The organism is Ureibacillus aquaedulcis, assembly GCF_030418165.1.
Classification (GTDB): Bacteria; Bacillota; Bacilli; order Bacillales_A; family Planococcaceae; genus Ureibacillus; species Ureibacillus aquaedulcis.
This window is the reverse complement of sequence record NZ_JAUHTQ010000001.1, coordinates 504,129-519,860: the sequence shown is the minus strand read 5'-3', so window position 1 is coordinate 519,860 and position 15,732 is coordinate 504,129. Positions and strand designations below refer to the sequence as shown.

At 38.4% G+C, this 15,732-nt stretch carries 17 protein-coding genes; 4 read left to right on the top strand and 13 right to left on the bottom strand.

Annotated elements, in window-relative coordinates; all coding sequences use genetic code 11:
- Positions 1-16: 16 nt before the first annotated feature.
- The 5 genes from QYB95_RS02405 to typA form a co-directional block, all read right to left on the bottom strand.
- Positions 17-811 carry an ABC transporter permease gene (locus QYB95_RS02405; RefSeq protein ID WP_301136475.1) on the bottom strand — a complete coding sequence of 265 codons (795 nt, stop codon included), beginning with the start codon at positions 809-811 and terminating at the stop codon, positions 17-19.
- Positions 804-1,571, bottom strand: coding sequence for an ABC transporter ATP-binding protein (locus tag QYB95_RS02400; RefSeq protein ID WP_301136474.1), 768 nt, complete (start codon positions 1,569-1,571; stop codon positions 804-806). Before QYB95_RS02400 ends, QYB95_RS02405 begins: the two co-directional genes overlap by 8 nt.
- A complete protein-coding gene (locus tag QYB95_RS02395) occupies positions 1,572-2,570 on the bottom strand; it encodes an ABC transporter substrate-binding protein (protein ID WP_301136473.1) in 999 nt (332 codons plus the stop codon).
- Positions 2,571-3,006: 436 nt separating this feature from the next.
- A complete protein-coding gene (locus tag QYB95_RS02390; RefSeq protein ID WP_301136540.1) occupies positions 3,007-3,312 on the bottom strand; it encodes a YlaH-like family protein in 306 nt (101 codons plus the stop codon).
- A 122-nt stretch (positions 3,313-3,434) separates the two neighbouring features.
- Positions 3,435-5,279: a translational GTPase TypA gene (gene typA, locus QYB95_RS02385; protein ID WP_301136472.1), complete on the bottom strand. Its 1,845-nt coding sequence runs from the start codon at positions 5,277-5,279 to the stop codon at positions 3,435-3,437.
- Positions 5,280-5,423: 144 nt separating this feature from the next.
- Here typA and QYB95_RS02380 point away from each other — a divergent pair, with 144 nt between their 5' ends.
- Positions 5,424-5,609 carry a DUF5325 family protein gene (locus QYB95_RS02380; protein WP_301136471.1) on the top strand — a complete coding sequence of 62 codons (186 nt, stop codon included), beginning with the start codon at positions 5,424-5,426 and terminating at the stop codon, positions 5,607-5,609.
- A gap of 186 nt (positions 5,610-5,795) precedes the next feature.
- Here the strand turns inward: QYB95_RS02380 and QYB95_RS02375 are convergent, their stop codons facing one another.
- Together QYB95_RS02375 and QYB95_RS02370 are read right to left on the bottom strand one after the other, a co-directional pair.
- Complete coding sequence (locus tag QYB95_RS02375) at positions 5,796-6,587, bottom strand: inositol monophosphatase family protein (protein WP_301136539.1); 792 nt, start codon at positions 6,585-6,587, stop codon at positions 5,796-5,798.
- A gap of 172 nt (positions 6,588-6,759) precedes the next feature.
- Complete coding sequence (locus tag QYB95_RS02370; protein ID WP_301136470.1) at positions 6,760-6,957, bottom strand: hypothetical protein; 198 nt, start codon at positions 6,955-6,957, stop codon at positions 6,760-6,762.
- 116 nt (positions 6,958-7,073) lie between these two features.
- Here QYB95_RS02370 and QYB95_RS02365 point away from each other — a divergent pair, with 116 nt between their 5' ends.
- Together QYB95_RS02365 and QYB95_RS02360 are read left to right on the top strand one after the other, a co-directional pair.
- Positions 7,074-7,700 (top strand): YktB family protein, encoded by a 627-nt coding sequence (locus QYB95_RS02365; RefSeq protein WP_301136469.1) that lies wholly within the window; start codon positions 7,074-7,076, stop codon positions 7,698-7,700.
- 363 nt (positions 7,701-8,063) lie between these two features.
- Positions 8,064-9,305, top strand: coding sequence for an NAD(P)/FAD-dependent oxidoreductase (locus QYB95_RS02360; protein ID WP_301136468.1), 1,242 nt, complete (start codon positions 8,064-8,066; stop codon positions 9,303-9,305).
- A gap of 78 nt (positions 9,306-9,383) precedes the next feature.
- Here QYB95_RS02360 and QYB95_RS02355 read toward each other — a convergent pair whose 3' ends face one another.
- Both QYB95_RS02355 and QYB95_RS02350 read right to left on the bottom strand, forming a co-directional pair.
- The gene (locus QYB95_RS02355; protein ID WP_301136467.1) at positions 9,384-9,653 is read right to left on the bottom strand and encodes a UPF0223 family protein; all 270 of its coding nucleotides are present in this window, start codon (positions 9,651-9,653) and stop codon (positions 9,384-9,386) included.
- Positions 9,654-9,675: 22 nt separating this feature from the next.
- Positions 9,676-10,635 (bottom strand): NAD(P)H-dependent flavin oxidoreductase, encoded by a 960-nt coding sequence (locus tag QYB95_RS02350; protein ID WP_301136466.1) that lies wholly within the window; start codon positions 10,633-10,635, stop codon positions 9,676-9,678.
- Positions 10,636-10,777: 142 nt separating this feature from the next.
- Between QYB95_RS02350 and QYB95_RS02345 the strand changes: the two genes are divergently transcribed.
- Complete coding sequence (locus QYB95_RS02345; protein ID WP_301136465.1) at positions 10,778-12,247, top strand: aminotransferase class I/II-fold pyridoxal phosphate-dependent enzyme; 1,470 nt, start codon at positions 10,778-10,780, stop codon at positions 12,245-12,247.
- A 100-nt stretch (positions 12,248-12,347) separates the two neighbouring features.
- On the opposite strand, the gene QYB95_RS02340 is transcribed toward QYB95_RS02345, so the two are convergent.
- The 4 genes from QYB95_RS02340 to QYB95_RS02325 form a co-directional block, all read right to left on the bottom strand.
- Complete coding sequence (locus tag QYB95_RS02340; protein ID WP_425609163.1) at positions 12,348-13,025, bottom strand: LrgB family protein; 678 nt, start codon at positions 13,023-13,025, stop codon at positions 12,348-12,350.
- Positions 13,000-13,587, bottom strand: a complete 588-nt coding sequence (locus QYB95_RS02335; RefSeq protein WP_301136464.1) for a CidA/LrgA family protein — start codon at positions 13,585-13,587, stop codon at positions 13,000-13,002. Before QYB95_RS02335 ends, QYB95_RS02340 begins: the two co-directional genes overlap by 26 nt.
- Before the next feature lie 141 nt (positions 13,588-13,728).
- Positions 13,729-15,255, bottom strand: a complete 1,527-nt coding sequence (locus tag QYB95_RS02330; RefSeq protein WP_301136463.1) for a tripartite tricarboxylate transporter permease — start codon at positions 15,253-15,255, stop codon at positions 13,729-13,731.
- A 15-nt stretch (positions 15,256-15,270) separates the two neighbouring features.
- Positions 15,271-15,726, bottom strand: coding sequence for a tripartite tricarboxylate transporter TctB family protein (locus QYB95_RS02325; RefSeq protein WP_301136462.1), 456 nt, complete (start codon positions 15,724-15,726; stop codon positions 15,271-15,273).
- Between the last annotated feature and the right edge of the window lie 6 nt (positions 15,727-15,732).

Here is a 15,732-nt window from a genome sequence, read left to right as displayed (position 1 = left end):
CAAGGATTTTTTATTTTCATATATTTTTAATAAGCCTTTTTTCAAGCAATTCCACTAATTGATACATAATGGTAGCAAATACGGCAATGATGAGCAGAGACATAAGAACCAGGTTAAAGTTGAATACTTGGAAACCGTAAATGATTAAATAGCCCAGCCCCTTGGAGGACACTAGGAACTCTCCCACAATGACCCCTACCCATGATAAACCCACATTCACTTTTAATGTCGAAATAATAGTTGGAAATGAGGATGGTAAAATGGCTTCTTTAAACATTTGTGAGCGTGTTGCATTAAAGGTTTGCAATACTTTTAAGTAATTGGCATCAACATTTCTGAAGGAAGTATAGATCACGATCGTTGAAATGATGACCGATATAATTGCCCCCATGGTAATAATCGAGCCCATTCCGGGTCCCATCGCCACAATCAGGATTGGACCAAGAGCAACTTTGGGCATGGAATTTAATATAACCAAGTATGGATCCAACACCTTGGATAAAAAAGGCGACCACCAAAGAATTGCGGCTAAAATCGTTCCCAGCAAGGTCCCTATAATAAACCCGAGTACAGTTTCAAATAACGTATAGCTAATATGCACTAAAATGGAACCATCTGCAATATTGTCGATAAGCAGACTCGTTACTTTTGATGGTGAGCTGAAGATTAATGGATCTATCCAGCTGAAACGGGAAGCCATTTCCCATAACCCGAAAAATGCAATAAGGATCAACAATTGATAAAATCGAACCCATCTTTTTTCTTTCCTAAGAGATTGCAAAAATTGTTCATGAAGTTTTTGATTATTCAAGACTTTCCAACTCCTTCCATATCTTTTGGAATAGGGTGGAATAGCTTGAATGTGCCCTTGCTTCAAAAGGCGTTAGCACTCTTAATTCATTTGGCACCTCAAAGGTTTGATGCAGCCTGCCGGGACGTGCCGAAAAAAGGAAGATGCGGTCACTCATGGCAATCGCTTCACCAAGATCATGTGTAACGAGAACTGCTGTTTTTCCATATTCTTTTAATTTGTGGGAAACCAAATCCTCAAGCTTTAACTTCGACTGGTAATCCAGCGCTGAAAACGGTTCATCCAAAAGCAAGATTTTCGGATCGACTGCTAGGGTTCTAGCCAACGCTACCCTTTGACGCATCCCACCGGATAATTCCATTGGATACTTTTTCTCGACGGGCGGCAAGCCGACATCGCTTAAAAGAGCGGAAGCGACATTTCCATAGTTTTTCTTGTCATCCTTAAGCAGCTTTAATCCTATAGTGATATTCTCTTCTATCGTTTTCCAAGGAAACAGATAATCTTGTTGCAGCATATAGCCAATCGACAAATCTATATTTCCATGGACATCTTGATTTTCAATTTGAACAGAGCCTGAAGTCGGTTTAAAAAGACCCGCAATTATTGAAAGAAGCGTTGTTTTACCACAGCCGCTGGGACCGATAAAGGAAACGAATTCCCCTTTATTGATTGCAAGATTAATATCTTTTAAGGCCACTGTTGCTGCTTCTGTTGAAAAATACGTATGGTGGACGTTGCTGACATTCAGAAAGGACATTTACTCCAAAACCTTCTCTGCAAATGTCGTATCTACTAATTCGTTATAATCCATACGTTTTGGTAATTCTCCGGCTTCATCCATAATGTCTTGCAGATTATTCCACTCTTCTTCATCTAGAATCGGATCTTTTGCAAATGATTCTTGTTCACGATAACGTTCAACCACTGTTGCAATCAATTCTACATCAGTATCTTCAAAGTAAGGCTGAATAGCTTCAGCCACTTCTGTTGCGGAAGCTTCGTAAACAAAGTCCTGAGCTTTCTTTAGCGCTCTTGTAAACTTCTCTATTGTTTCTGGATCTTCTTTCATAAAGCTATCCTTTGCCATGAAAACGGTATAAGGTAGGTGACCTGACTCGGTACCGAATGAAGCAACAATGTGCCCAATTCCCTCCTGCTCAAAAACGCTGGCAGTTGGCTCGAATAATTGAACGAAATCTCCTGTACCCGAAGCAAATGCTGTTGAAATGTTCGCAAAGTCAATATTTTGAATTAGCTCTAAATCCTCCTGAGGGTCGATTCCGTGTTTTTTCAATACAAATTCTCCAGCCATTTGAGGCATTCCACCTTTACGCTGACCGAGGAATGTTGAACCGTTAAGCATATCCCACGAAAAATCTTCAATTTCCTCACGAGCAACCAAGAAAGTGCCGTCTGTCTGAGTTAACTGCGCGAAGTTTTTAATCGGATCATTTGCTCCCTGTGCAGATACGTAAATCGATGTTTCCGAACCAACAAGGGCAATATCAATACCACCTGACAATAAAGCAGTCATCGTTTTGTCTCCACCAGCGACTGTAGATAATTCTATATTTAACCCTTCTTCTTCAAAAAAACCTTGGGTAATCGCTACATATTGAGGTGCGTAGAAAATGGAGCGAGTAACTTCACCGACTTTGACCGTTTGAAGCTCCTCTGAATCATTGCATGCTGCAATGAGAAGAACCGTTAGACTTGCTATTATAACCAACAGACTGGACTTCACCCATTTTTTCAATGCTCCAACCTCCCTTTAACATACTTGTTTATCAAGTGTAGAGTATGCTATATAGGAAAAATGTGTGATTACCTAGAGGTTGTTTCTCGTTGGGATTGAATACTATAACGGCCGAAATCAAGGAATTATTATCTTAAACTCTGAAGGTATCGTTGTTTACTTTTGGAGTTTTTTATTTTGAGGCAAATTCGCTCGGGAATAGAGTAAATAGCACATAAGGGAAAGAATACGCCTGCAAACTTAGTAAAGTCGCTCGTAATGGAACAAAATCCGCTCATAAATCCAGTAAAATCGCTCCTAAAGCAATCAAGCTCGCAAAAGTCCCGCCCTTGTTCTAATGAAAATATAGTCGGCCATTTATCGTTAACACAAAAAAGAGGCAACCCCAAAAGTTGTCCAAGGAACAACTTCTGAAGCTACCTCTATTTGCCGTCATTTAAGATGCGGCTCTTTTTTCTTCTCTTTTTTCACGCCATAGACGTGTCTTATAAAGAATCAAGATTAATGCTGCAACGATTAACCCTTCAATCATCGGCAGGAAAAGAGCTAAAAACGTTAAAACAATACACCCAATGAACAGGAAAATATAAATAATAATATTTTGTATTAATTTTAGGTCATTTTTAGCAAAGCCAAGTTTATAAACAATTGCCGATAGGATAAAGATTAGCAAAAATGTTATATATCCTGCTACTGCATAGCTTGGCATATTTTCGTATAGATATCGAGTTATACCTGACATACGTTGGAATACAAAGGTTGTTTCACCAGTATTCGTAGGTGCAGATGCTTGAATATAATTTAGTGTCCCAAACAAGTTCAACTTCTACAACACCTTTCACAATCTGAGCAAAAAACAAACTCTTACTGTTCAGCGAATTTTTTCTTTTTCGCTTGTTTTTCACGTTCGTTTTTATCTAGAACTTGTTTACGTAAACGGATAGATTCAGGTGTTACTTCCAAGTACTCATCTTCATCTAAGAATTCTAGTGCTTCTTCAAGCGTTAAAATACGAGGACGTTTAATAACGTTTGTTGCGTCTTTTGTTGCTGAACGTACATTTGTTTTTTGTTTCATTTTTGTAATATTAACTGTGATATCATTATCACGGTTATTTTCACCGACAATCATACCTTCGTAAATTTCAGTACCTGGTTCAACAAATAGTGTACCACGGTCTTCAATTTGCATCATACCATAGGTTGTCGACTTACCAGTTTCCATAGAAACAAGTGCACCTTGGTGACGGCCACCAACACGACCTGCAACAACTGGTTGATAAGAATCAAATGTATGGTTAATGATACCGAAACCTTTTGTTAAGGACATGAATTCAGTTGTGTAGCCGATTAATCCACGTGCAGGAACCATGAAGATTAAACGAACTTGTCCATTCCCCTCATTGATCATATCCAGCATTTCACCTTTACGGTTACCAAGTGATTCGATAATTGAACCAACGCTGTCCTCCGGCACATCAATTTGAACACGTTCAATCGGTTCACATTTCACGCCATCGATCTCACGGATAATTACCTGTGGTTTTGATACTTGTAATTCATAGCCTTCACGACGCATGTTCTCGATCAGGATGGATAAGTGAAGCTCTCCACGGCCTGAAACAATCCAAGCATCCGGTGAATCTGTATCTTCTACACGAAGGGATACGTCTGTTTGCAATTGAGAACGAAGACGCTCTTCAATTTTTCTTGAAGTAATCCATTTTCCTTCGCGACCGGCAAAAGGAGAATTGTTAACCAAGAAAGTCATTTGTAAAGTAGGTTCATCAATACGTAATGGTGTTAACGCTTCTTGATGCTCTACTGGACATACTGTTTCTCCGACATTGATTTCTTCCATACCCGATACGGCAATCAAATCACCAGAGTATGCTTCTTGGATTTCTTCACGTTTTAAACCGAAGAAACCAAATATTTTTGTAACACGGAAGTTTTTCACACTGCCATCAAGTTTCATTAAGGCTACTTGTTGTCCAACGTGAATTTTTCCGCGGAATACGCGTCCAATTCCGATACGACCAACGAAGTCATTATAATCAAGTAATGCTACTTGGAATTGCAATGGTTCTTCAGTTGTATCTACTGGTGCAGGAATATGCTCGATAATTGATTCGAATAAGCATTTCATGTTTTCCTCTTGTTTAGATGGGTCTGAGTCAAGAGAAGCAGTACCGTTTACACCAGAAGCGAATACTACAGGGAATTCTAATTGCTCTTCGTCTGCGCCAAGTTCGATCAGTAAATCAATTACTTCGTCGACAACTTCTTCCGGACGAGCTGAATCTTTATCGACTTTGTTTACTACAACAATTGGCGTCAACTTTTGCTCAAGCGCTTTTTTCAGTACAAAGCGAGTTTGTGGCATACACCCTTCATATGCATCAACCACTAATAGAACGCCGTCTACCATTTTTAAAATACGTTCTACTTCTCCACCGAAATCGGCATGTCCAGGTGTATCAAGGATATTAATTCTTGTTCCTTCATAGTTTACAGCTGTATTTTTAGCAAGGATTGTAATCCCGCGTTCACGTTCGATATCATTTGAGTCCATTGCACGTTCTTCGACATGTTCATTTGAACGAAAAGTTCCTGATTGTTTTAACAATTGGTCAACTAATGTTGTTTTCCCATGGTCAACGTGGGCGATAATTGCGATATTGCGTAAATCTTCGCGTAACTTTGTCATTATTCCACTCCATATTCTTTTTTCGTATGATTAACTGTGTTATTATAGCACAAGAAGTTCATATTGTCTTTTCATGTTTTTTTACAATTCGACAATAATATTAATAAAGTTATTTTTCCGTACATATTAAGGAGGCATATTTTCATGAATAAAGCGAAAGCAGTCATGTTTATTTTTGCAGTAGCCGCGATGTTATCCATGATTTCGATTGGATATGCAATCGCAGCAAAAACATTCCTCGGAGCAATCGCAGGACTTTTAGCCTTATGTGCTGTCATGTTCATCGGATTCAAAATGAAACGTAAATTCCGGGAACAAGGTCTTTTATAAATCTTTACACATAGACTGCCACATGAAGTCAAATTAATTCTTATGCAAAACACGATTTGTTGAATCTGCAATACGACAAATTGTGTTTTTCCATAAGAAAAGACAACTCCAACCAAGTATGGCAGGAGTTGACGGACACTTTTGCTTAATTAACAAGTACCTCTTGTAATCCTTACTCCACAGGATTTACTTTTCCTCAATATAATGTTCCAGAATTTGTTGGTGAATTGATGGATTGGCAATGATAAAGGTATCTTGCGTCAATAGATTGCACGGTTGGCCTTTTAAATTTGTGGCAATTGCGCCAACCTCTTGAGCAATGATTGTTCCACCGCCAATATCCCATGGAGATAATCTCATTGATATATACGCGTCCAGTTTCCCGCTGGCAACAAATGCTATTTCCATCGCAGCCGATCCATAGGAACGTGTACCCCTGACTGTACGCACTAATTCAATCATTTTCTCATGGTTTACCCGCCTATTTGGCGACACCCAGCTTGCATTGATTCCAATGATAGCTTCTTCAAGAGGCAGTGGTTGCAATTTCCTTAACGGAGAATCATTATACCATGCTCCCTCTCCTTCTATTGCACAAAACATATCTTCATTCATCACATCAAATATGTACCCAAGTTTTCCCACGCCATCAACGAAGAAACCAATGGTAATCATAAAATGACGATGTTGCTTTATGAAATTCATCGTTCCATCTATTGGATCAATAATCCAAACCGGCCCTTCGAGCGATTCAATCTGTTCACCCATTCCCTCTTCACCTAAAATTTTGTGTTCGGGATTAAATGCCTTGATTTTATCAATAAAGAAAAGTTCCGTCTCCCGATCAATATTTGTCACTAAATCATTCGCATCCGCTTTTGTTTCGACTTGGATATCATAAGAAAAAGCATCCCTGATTCTTTTTCCTGCTTCAATAATAGTTGCCTTGGCAAATTGGTCGACTACATGTAAATCCATTAAACCCCCACCTTCTTTGAACAATCCCATATAAGCTTTCTCCCAACAATCCTATTAAATGGATGGAGAGTGTCGCCTAGTATTCGAAAAATTCCCTCTTTATCCCTTAGTATAACAAAAATCACTTGCAGCCAAAATGTGAGCAAGTGATTTTTAGTAAATTATTAATTTGTTATACATATGCGTGGAGACCATCTAATTCATCTTGTATTTCCTTAAGACGTTTTTTGCTTTTATCCATTTCTTTTTCATCTTTGTCCTGCATCGCTGCGTATAAGGAGGCAAGTTCATAATCAAGCTCTAGACGCAAAACCTGTTCATATTGCTTTTCAATGTCAACTTTACGTATAATTTTGATCATCTGTTTCATATTAAATCACTTCCCTTTCATTTTTTAAAATTTTGGTCTTATGAATATGTTTGTTACAAAATTTTTCCCAAAAAGCTGATAAAATAAACATGTAAATCAAGAGGGGGCACAGATAAATGAACAAAATTAAATGGACAAACAAGGATTTCGAGGTTTTTGAAATTGATGGTCTAGAACCGCGAATGGAGGCTCTAACAACCATTGTTCGCCCGAAATTCCAAGAACTAGGTGAAAGGTTTTCAAGTTATTTTAGTGCTAAGACGGGAGATGAATTTTTCCCCCATGTGGCAAAGCATGCTAGAAGAACTATAAATCCACCAAAAGATTCCTGGGTAGCTTTTGCTCCTTATAAGCGTGGATATAAATCTCTTCCTCATTTTCAAATTGGGCTTTGGAATACACATTTATTCATTATTGTTGCAATTATTTATGAAGCACCACAAAAATCTGAAATGGCAACTCGCCTACTTAATGCGATTGATCTGTTCGACGAGTTGCCTGACTCATTTATCTTCTCGGGCGATCATATGTCACAAGACTCAATTCCTTTAAAAACAGGGCGTGAAAAACAGCTGGAAGAATTATTAATTCGATTAAGAGATATTAAAAAAGGCGAGTTTCTGGTAGGACGTCACATTCCACGAGAAGAAGCTGTCAAACTTTCGTCAGAACAATTTTTACAACTAACAGAAGAAACGTTTGAAGCATTACTGCCTGTTTATAACACTATTATCGGAAAATAATATCGACTCCACCCCAAAGGCAAAAGTTAACTTTCTAACTTTTGTCTTTTTAATTGCCTTCTTAAAAGTTACTCTGGTTTATAGCCTTCATGTAGTTTCCTTGGTTAGAGCAACTGCTTCGTTTTTGGTGTGTTGTATCATTAATATGCACAAGATACTGACAAACATTACATATTTCTACTAATTCTTTTTTTATTTTTTTAGCCTAATTCCGGTAATTTTATCATTTATCCTAGGTCCCCTCCTATTTGTGCACAACTTATTCCACATTTCAAGAATCCCAATATATCCAGAGTGATTTAAAAAATAAAAAAAGGGTATAGAGATAGGACGTTATTTGACAACTTCAAGGAGTGTATATAGATGAAACTTCATAACGGAACATTATATTGGCCAACAACAAATTCTATTGAATTAATAGTGAAGTCCCCAAAACAACCAAAGAAACAATATGATGCCATTGTCATTGGAGGCGGTATTTCCGGCTGCTTAACTGCTTTTAGATTATTGAAACAGGGTTTATCTGTCGCAATAATCGATCAACGACATTTCGGACATGGCAGTACAGCTGCGAATACGGGGTTGCTGCAGTATTCAAATGATATAATGCTCTCTGAACTAATCCAGCAGATCGGGGAGAAGGAAGCAATCCGATTTTATCAATTATGCTTTGAAGCATTGGATGATATCGAGAAAATTGTTAATGAGTTGCCACATGAAGTGGATTTCCAACGGAGACCAAGTATTTACTTTGCTAGTAATCAATCGGATGCAGTTAAATTGCGTACCGAATATGAAGCATTATATATGAACCATTTTCCATGCGAATTTTGGGATGAATCTACTTTATCCTTTTATATGCCTTTTAAAAAGCCCGCTGCATTGGTTACTTTGCGTGATGCAGAAATAAATCCCTTGAAATTTATCACAAGTTTATTGAACTATTTACAGGATCACGGGGTTGATTTATTTGAAGAGACAGTTGTAACGGATACTTCATATGAAAATCAGCTTGTCCAACTAAAAACGACAACGCATTTATTCCAAGCCAGAGATGTAGTATATACAATAGGCTATGAGAAAAAGCACAATGCAAAGAAAGATGATGCTACTTTTAAGCGTTCTTACGTGATGGTAACAAAGCCTATACAATCCAGTACACATTGGCATGAAAAAGCAATGATTTGGGAAACAAAAAGACCGTATCTCTACTTGCGTACGACAGCTGAAGGAGCCATTATGGTCGGAGGACTGGACGAAAAATTATCGGAAGCTACGGTGGATAAGAAAATGATTGAAAATTATGCACAAAAGCTATTAAAGGAAACACAGTCATTATTCCCACACTTGGAACTGGAAGTTGACTGCTGCTATGCTTCAACATTCGCAGAATCGAAAGATCAATTGCCATTTATCGGTCCACATCCGACAAAACCGCATCATTATTACGTTCTGGGATATGGTGGCAACGGTACCGTATATAGTGCGCTTGGTTCTAAAATGATCAGTGACCTCATTGCGGGAAGTGAGAATTATGATGCCCACATCGTTTCACCTCAAAGAAAAGTTGAAACGGACAGCCTCCCCTTTTTCTCGATAGCCTGAATTCCATAACTTCATAAAAAAAGAGGGTGATTTCATCTGTTCATCTATTAAATGCTCAAATGAATCACCCTCGCGCTATTACATTTTAATCAGGTTGCCATCTTCTTGTTCTTTCGTTAATTTAACAACTTTGTAGCTTACGTAGCCACTTACCTCTTCAAACTCACGGAAAACTGTTTTTTCCTCTGCCTGAGAAGGAACAATCTCCTTAAAACGACGATATCTTGCCAGCATATCCTCTCTTTTTATCCCTTTTTCATATGCTTGCTCCACACCTTCAAAAAAGCGGACAACATCGATAATTTCTGTTGTTGACCAATCCGGCGAAAATGGATATGAGTATTCCATAGAAAAATCCCACCTTCTAAATTTAATGTCCCCATTTTACTCTGATTGCTTCTGCTTGTACAACCATTCGATTAATTAGCTCCTGTACTGTTGGGACGTCCTCAATCATTCCGGTTACTTGACCGGCCCAACCAAAACCACTTGCTTCATCGCCATCATAAATAAATTTCTTATTAGCCTCCCCACTTATATATTCTTTTAATGCTTCATAGGTCGGGGAAACATTTTCAATCTCTAATATCTTTTCTGTAAAATCGCTCTTTAATACTCGTGCCGGGGCACCGATTGAACGTTTGATAATAGTAGTATCTGTTTCTGTACTATTTAATAGGCTCTTTATATATTGTGGAGATGCATGTATACATTCCTTTGTGGCGATAAATCTTGTTCCCATCTCAATTCCTTCTGCTCCTAGTGCATGAGCAGCCATCCAGCCTCGACCATCTCCAATACCCCCGGAAGCAATTACGGGTATGGAAACACTATCTGCAACTTGTGGAACCAGAACCATGGTGCCCACATCATCTCGTCCCAAATGGCCCCCTCCTTCATGGCCGACAACCATCACGGCATCCGCCCCAAGCTGTTCCGCCTTTTGCGCCTGGCGTCTGGCTGCCACCAACACCAACTTCTTGATGTCAGTATCTTTTAATAACTCAAAGATTGGTGCAGGATTTCCCCCAGTCATAGAAATTACCGGCACATTTTCCTCGATTGCTACCTTGACCATTTCTTCGTATCCTTTGCCGTGCATGCCAATGGCAAAGTTTACACCAAATGGCCGGTCTGTTTTTTCACGGACCTTATGTATTTCCTCCCTTAAAAGTTGTGGTGATTTTAAACTCATCGCAGTGATTTGGCCCAAACCACCTGCATTAGAAACAGCAGCAGCCAAATCCGAGTAGGCTAAATAGGCTAATCCACCTTGTATAATTGGATATTTTATTTCTAATAATCTTGTAATTCTTGTATCCCAATTCATTTCTTCATCTCCTTTTTTTCTCTTTAAAATAAATACTTCTATTTGGCAGAAAAAAATCCTTTTATTTTTGTAGTCATGAAGTCCAATAGATGCTATAATTCTTCTTGTTTTCAAAAATATATAAAGCGAGGTGGTACCTGCGTTGTCACAGTTAGAGACTCCATTGTTCGACGTATTACTCAAACATCGAAACAGACATCCAATACAATTTCATATTCCCGGACATAAAAAAGGTCAAGGTATGGATCCTGCTTTTCGTGAGTTCGTCGGCGACAACGTTTTATCAATTGATTTAATCAATATTGCTCCACTAGATGACTTACATTCACCAAAAGGCGCGATTAAAGAAGCACAAAACTTAGCAGCAGAAGCCTTTGGTGCTGACCATACATTCTTTTCCGTTCAAGGTACTAGTGGCGCCATCATGACGATGATTCTATCCGTCGTTAGTCCAGGTGATAAAATATTGGTACCACGGAATGTTCATAAATCAACAATGTCTGCAATTGTTTTATCTGGTGCTATTCCGATTTTTATCCATCCTGAAGTTGATGAAGAGTATGGAATTGCCCATGGTATTTCTGCAGAATCTGTAGAAAAAGCGTTAAAAACATATCCAGATGCAAAAGCGATGCTTGTAATCAACCCTACTTATTTTGGATTTGCAACCGACTTGAAACGTATTGTTGATATCGTCCATTCACACAACATTCCGGTTATTGTGGATGAAGCACATGGAGTTCATATCAAATTCCATGATGAACTCCCTTTATCTGCTATGCAGGCAGGTGCTGATATGGCTGCGACAAGTGTCCATAAGCTAGGTGGATCTATGACACAAAGTTCGGTATTAAATGTTCGTGAGGGGCTTGTTTCGGTAAATCGAGTACAATCTGTTTTATCGATGTTAACAACAACTTCAACATCATACCCTATTTTGGCCTCATTAGACTGTGCGAGACGTCAATTAGCCGTTCATGGACATGATTTAATTGACGAGTCTATACGTCTTGCAAAGGATGCTAGAAAAAGAATTAATAATATTCCTCATCTGAAAGTAGCAGGAAGAGAGAAACTTCACTCATCTGCAACATATGATATGGATCCGACAAAAATCCTTATCAGTGTAAAAGATTTAGGCATTACAGGTCATCACGCTGAAGAATGGCTACGTCAAAATGCCAATATTGAAGTCGAATTGTCCGACCTTTATAATATCCTTTGCCTTGTAACATTAGGCGATTCGAAAAAGGAAATCAATCTACTCGTTAATGCATTGCAAAGAATGTCGCAAACTTTCGAATCGGAGGCAATCCAAAAAGAGACAATTGTTAATGTACCGGAAATTCCTGCATTGGCAATGACTCCTCGAGATGCTTTTTATGCTAGTACAGAAGTAATGCCGTTAGAAGAGTCTGCTGGGTATATTTGCGCAGAATTTATTATGGTTTACCCTCCAGGTATCCCGATTTTCATTCCCGGGGAAATAATAACTGAAGAGATTATCGACTATATTAAAATGAATATTGAAGCTGGGTTACCTGTTCAAGGTCCAGAAGATTTATCTCTTAAAACGATCCGCGTGATTAAAGAGCGTATGCCGATTATCTAAAATCTTATAATTCTACATTAAAAAACACGATTCTCCCCTACTAGCTAGCGGAAAGTCGTGTTTTTTCTGATTCTTTCTATTTAGTTATTGTTCAGCATCTTTAAATAAACAGGAATACAAAAATCGGACAGATTACAGCACCAAAGACGGCACTTAAACCCATTGATAATGAACCAATGGACAGATCCTCTTCACCATAATCCTTTAACTTGGAAACACCTACACCATGACTTGCACTTCCCATAGAGATGCCTCTCCCAATTGATGAGGTAATCTTTGAATACTTGTAAACAGCCGGTCCAAATAATGCTCCCGTAAAACCCGCCACCATTACAAATACAGCAGTCAAGGGCGCAATCCCTCCTATTGTTTCACTTACTTGCATTGCCACAGGGGTAGTAAGCGATTTTGGCAAAGATGTTAAAATTAGGTCAGTATCCATTTTCATTAATTTCAACAGAGTATAGACACTTATCAACCCACTTATCATTGCTATTAGAATACCTGATAGAATTGTATATTTAAACTTCACAATTAATTTTCTTTGATTATATAAAGGATAGGCCAAGGCAACAACGGCTGGTCCCAATAGATGCTGGATATATTTCCCGCCTTCCATGTAATCAGAAAATGGAATCCCAAAAACTAATAACACGCCAACCATCACGATTGTCGTCGTCAATATCGGCAATAAGAATGGATAAGGAAACTTTCTATGAATTTTATACATAAGGGCAAATATAATGACCGTGCTAACGATGAAGATGATTGCTTTCAAGTGTCCCAGCCTCCTTCAAGCTTTCATTTTGTTGTGGTTGGTTTTTACTTAAGGTAACGGGAACTGCTTGGTTTTCACCGTCCAAGCACTCTTCATCAGGTTGAAGTTGTTCAACGAATTCTTGTTCTTTTCTTATAGCAGACTTAAATTCTTTCTTTTCAATCAGCTCTAATTCTTTCTTCTCGATCATTTCACTAAGTTTGCTTGAGATTAAAATGGCAAATAACGTACTTACAAAAACAGACCCTAGCAAAAGAAAGCCCTCGACTGATAATAATTGAGGATAATCAATAATTCCAACAATCGGAGGAATAAAAAATAGAGTCATAAAAGCAATTAAAAACCCAGCACCCTCCTGAATATATTCCACCTTCACCCACTTCATTTGGAGGCAGAAAGCCAGTAGTACCAAACCTAAAATACTTGCCGGAAGGGGCAGTCCAGTTATTTCGACAACAAAAACCCCGATATAGTAAAAAGCGTAGAGTATTAGAATTTGAGCGATGGTTCTTATGATTTTCATCAATAGGCAATAACTAAGCGCAATCACTTTTATTGCCATTCACCCCCCTTAATAAACGATATTTTACTCTTCAAGTTTAACAATGTCTATAACTCTTCGAAAGAAAACCTAATAATTCAAGAGAAAACGCAGAAAATAAGAAAAATGAGACAAAGAATTATTTCTCCATCTCATCTCTTCTTATTCTTCTTCATTTATAACGACGTTTCTTCCTAATAGTTTTAAAATTAGTGGTACTACAATCCAAGCAATTGCAATAATTAAAAATATTAAAGATAACGGGCTTGTTACAAAAACACTCCACTCCCCATTGGAAATTGTTAGTGCTCGACGCATGTTATTCTCAATCATTGGTCCTAACACTAAGGCTAAAACCAATGGCGCTACAGGGTAATCATTTTTGGTGAATAAATAGCCAAATACCCCACAGGCAATTAAAAGATACAAATCAAAAGTCGAATACTGTACTGCATAAACACCAAAGAAGGAGATGGCAATAATAATTGGCAATAAATATTTCTTTGGCGTTTGAATAATCTTCGCAAATATCTTTACCAGAGGCATATTCAATATTAGTAACACTAAATTCCCGATAAACATACTGGCAATTAAACCCCATGCAATATCAGGGTGGTCATTGAACAATAATGGACCTGGCTGCACATTGTACATAATAAGTGCACCCATCAAAATCGCTGTTGTCCCTGAGCCAGGAATTCCTAAAGTTAGAAGCGGAATCATGGCTCCACCTGAGGCAGCATTATTGGCAGATTCAGGACCTGCTACACCAGCAATATTCCCTTTTCCAAAAGAGTCTGGTTTTTTGCTGACTTTTTTTTCTGTTATATAAGAGAAAAAGGATGCAAGAGTTGCTCCTGCTCCCGGAAGCACTCCTATAAAAAATCCTAACAATGATCCTCGTGCAATTGGTTTAGCACTATCTTTTAAATCTTGCTTAGTCGGCATTATGCGACTAATTTTTGCAATAGGTTCATCGTCGGCTTCACGTTCCAAAATTGTTTTAAACACTTCTCCGATTGCAAACAAGCCTACAGCTATTGTTAAGAACTCTATGCCTCCATATAAAACTGGTATGTCATAAGTAAACCGCGCTATTCCCGATACGGCATCAATTCCGATAGTTCCAAGCATCAGCCCTAGAACCGTCATAATCAAGGCTTTCGTTACCGATTTACCCGCTAAGCCACTCACTGCACATAACCCTAAAAGCATCAATGAAAAATATTCTGCTGGCCCAAACTCCAAAGCAATACTTGATAAAGGTTTAGCCAATAAAACCAACCCTATTAGCGAAATAATTCCTGCGACAAACGAGCCTATTGCTGAAATTGATAATGCGGCCCCTGCTCTTCCCTGCTGGGCCATTTGATATCCATCCAGAGCAGTTACTACCGAGGAAGATTCACCCGGGGTGTTTAATAAAATTGAAGTTGTAGATCCCCCATACATTGCTCCGTAATATACCCCCGCCAGAAGAATAATCGAACTGGCAGCTGCTGCTTCAGTCGGCATTCCCGAGGTGATTGTTGCAGTTACGGGAATTAGCAATGCAACACCACTCATTGGCCCAATTCCCGGTAGTACTCCAACCGCGGTTCCGATAATAACGCCAACAAGTGCAAATAATATATTATGCCACTGTAAAGCTGTAGCAAAACCATCCATTAAGTATTGAACTGTGCCCATTTATATCCCCCAATTTTAAAATAAAGAAAATTTCGGTAAAGTGCCTCCAAGTAAATTTACATACATCATATAAACCCCAATTGAGAAGACTGCTGCGATTATAATCGAGGATATAAACTTCCCTTTCTCCATCACTTGGAAAGCCACTAACAAGAATAGAAACGTTGATATTACGAATCCTATAATTTCTAATAAGAAAATATATAGTATGGCAGAAACTAGAATTATACCGAAATTCTTATAATTCATTTGCGATTTTTCTGCATGTTGGGTTTGTGCATTCTTTTTGAAGCTCTCGTATATCAAACGCAAGCTAAGAAGGCCTAACACAACTCCCAAGATTAATGGGTATGTTTTTGGTCCGACTGCAGAACCGTATGCGCTGCCAGAAATCTGTAGGCTTCCGGAAATAAACAATAGACTAATAACTAAAAAAACAATTCCGCTAATTTTATCAAATGATTTTACCAATTCCTG

Excerpts from the sequence above, each read along its gene's own strand:
- QYB95_RS02400 (WP_301136474.1), bottom strand. The coding sequence starts at position 1,571 with ATGTCCTTTCTGAATGTCAGCAACGTCCACCATACGTATTTTTCAACA.
- QYB95_RS02390 (WP_301136540.1), bottom strand. The coding sequence starts at position 3,312 with ATGTCAGGTATAACTCGATATCTATACGAAAATATGCCAAGCTATGCA.
- typA (WP_301136472.1), bottom strand. The coding sequence starts at position 5,279 with ATGACAAAGTTACGCGAAGATTTACGCAATATCGCAATTATCGCCCAC.
- QYB95_RS02380 (WP_301136471.1), top strand. The coding sequence starts at position 5,424 with ATGAATAAAGCGAAAGCAGTCATGTTTATTTTTGCAGTAGCCGCGATG.
- QYB95_RS02375 (WP_301136539.1), bottom strand. The coding sequence starts at position 6,587 with ATGGATTTACATGTAGTCGACCAATTTGCCAAGGCAACTATTATTGAA.
- QYB95_RS02370 (WP_301136470.1), bottom strand. The coding sequence starts at position 6,957 with ATGAAACAGATGATCAAAATTATACGTAAAGTTGACATTGAAAAGCAA.
- QYB95_RS02365 (WP_301136469.1), top strand. The coding sequence starts at position 7,074 with ATGAACAAAATTAAATGGACAAACAAGGATTTCGAGGTTTTTGAAATT.
- QYB95_RS02360 (WP_301136468.1), top strand. The coding sequence starts at position 8,064 with ATGAAACTTCATAACGGAACATTATATTGGCCAACAACAAATTCTATT.
- QYB95_RS02355 (WP_301136467.1), bottom strand. The coding sequence starts at position 9,653 with ATGGAATACTCATATCCATTTTCGCCGGATTGGTCAACAACAGAAATT.
- QYB95_RS02350 (WP_301136466.1), bottom strand. The coding sequence starts at position 10,635 with ATGAATTGGGATACAAGAATTACAAGATTATTAGAAATAAAATATCCA.
- QYB95_RS02335 (WP_301136464.1), bottom strand. The coding sequence starts at position 13,587 with ATGGCAATAAAAGTGATTGCGCTTAGTTATTGCCTATTGATGAAAATC.
- QYB95_RS02330 (WP_301136463.1), bottom strand. The coding sequence starts at position 15,255 with ATGGGCACAGTTCAATACTTAATGGATGGTTTTGCTACAGCTTTACAG.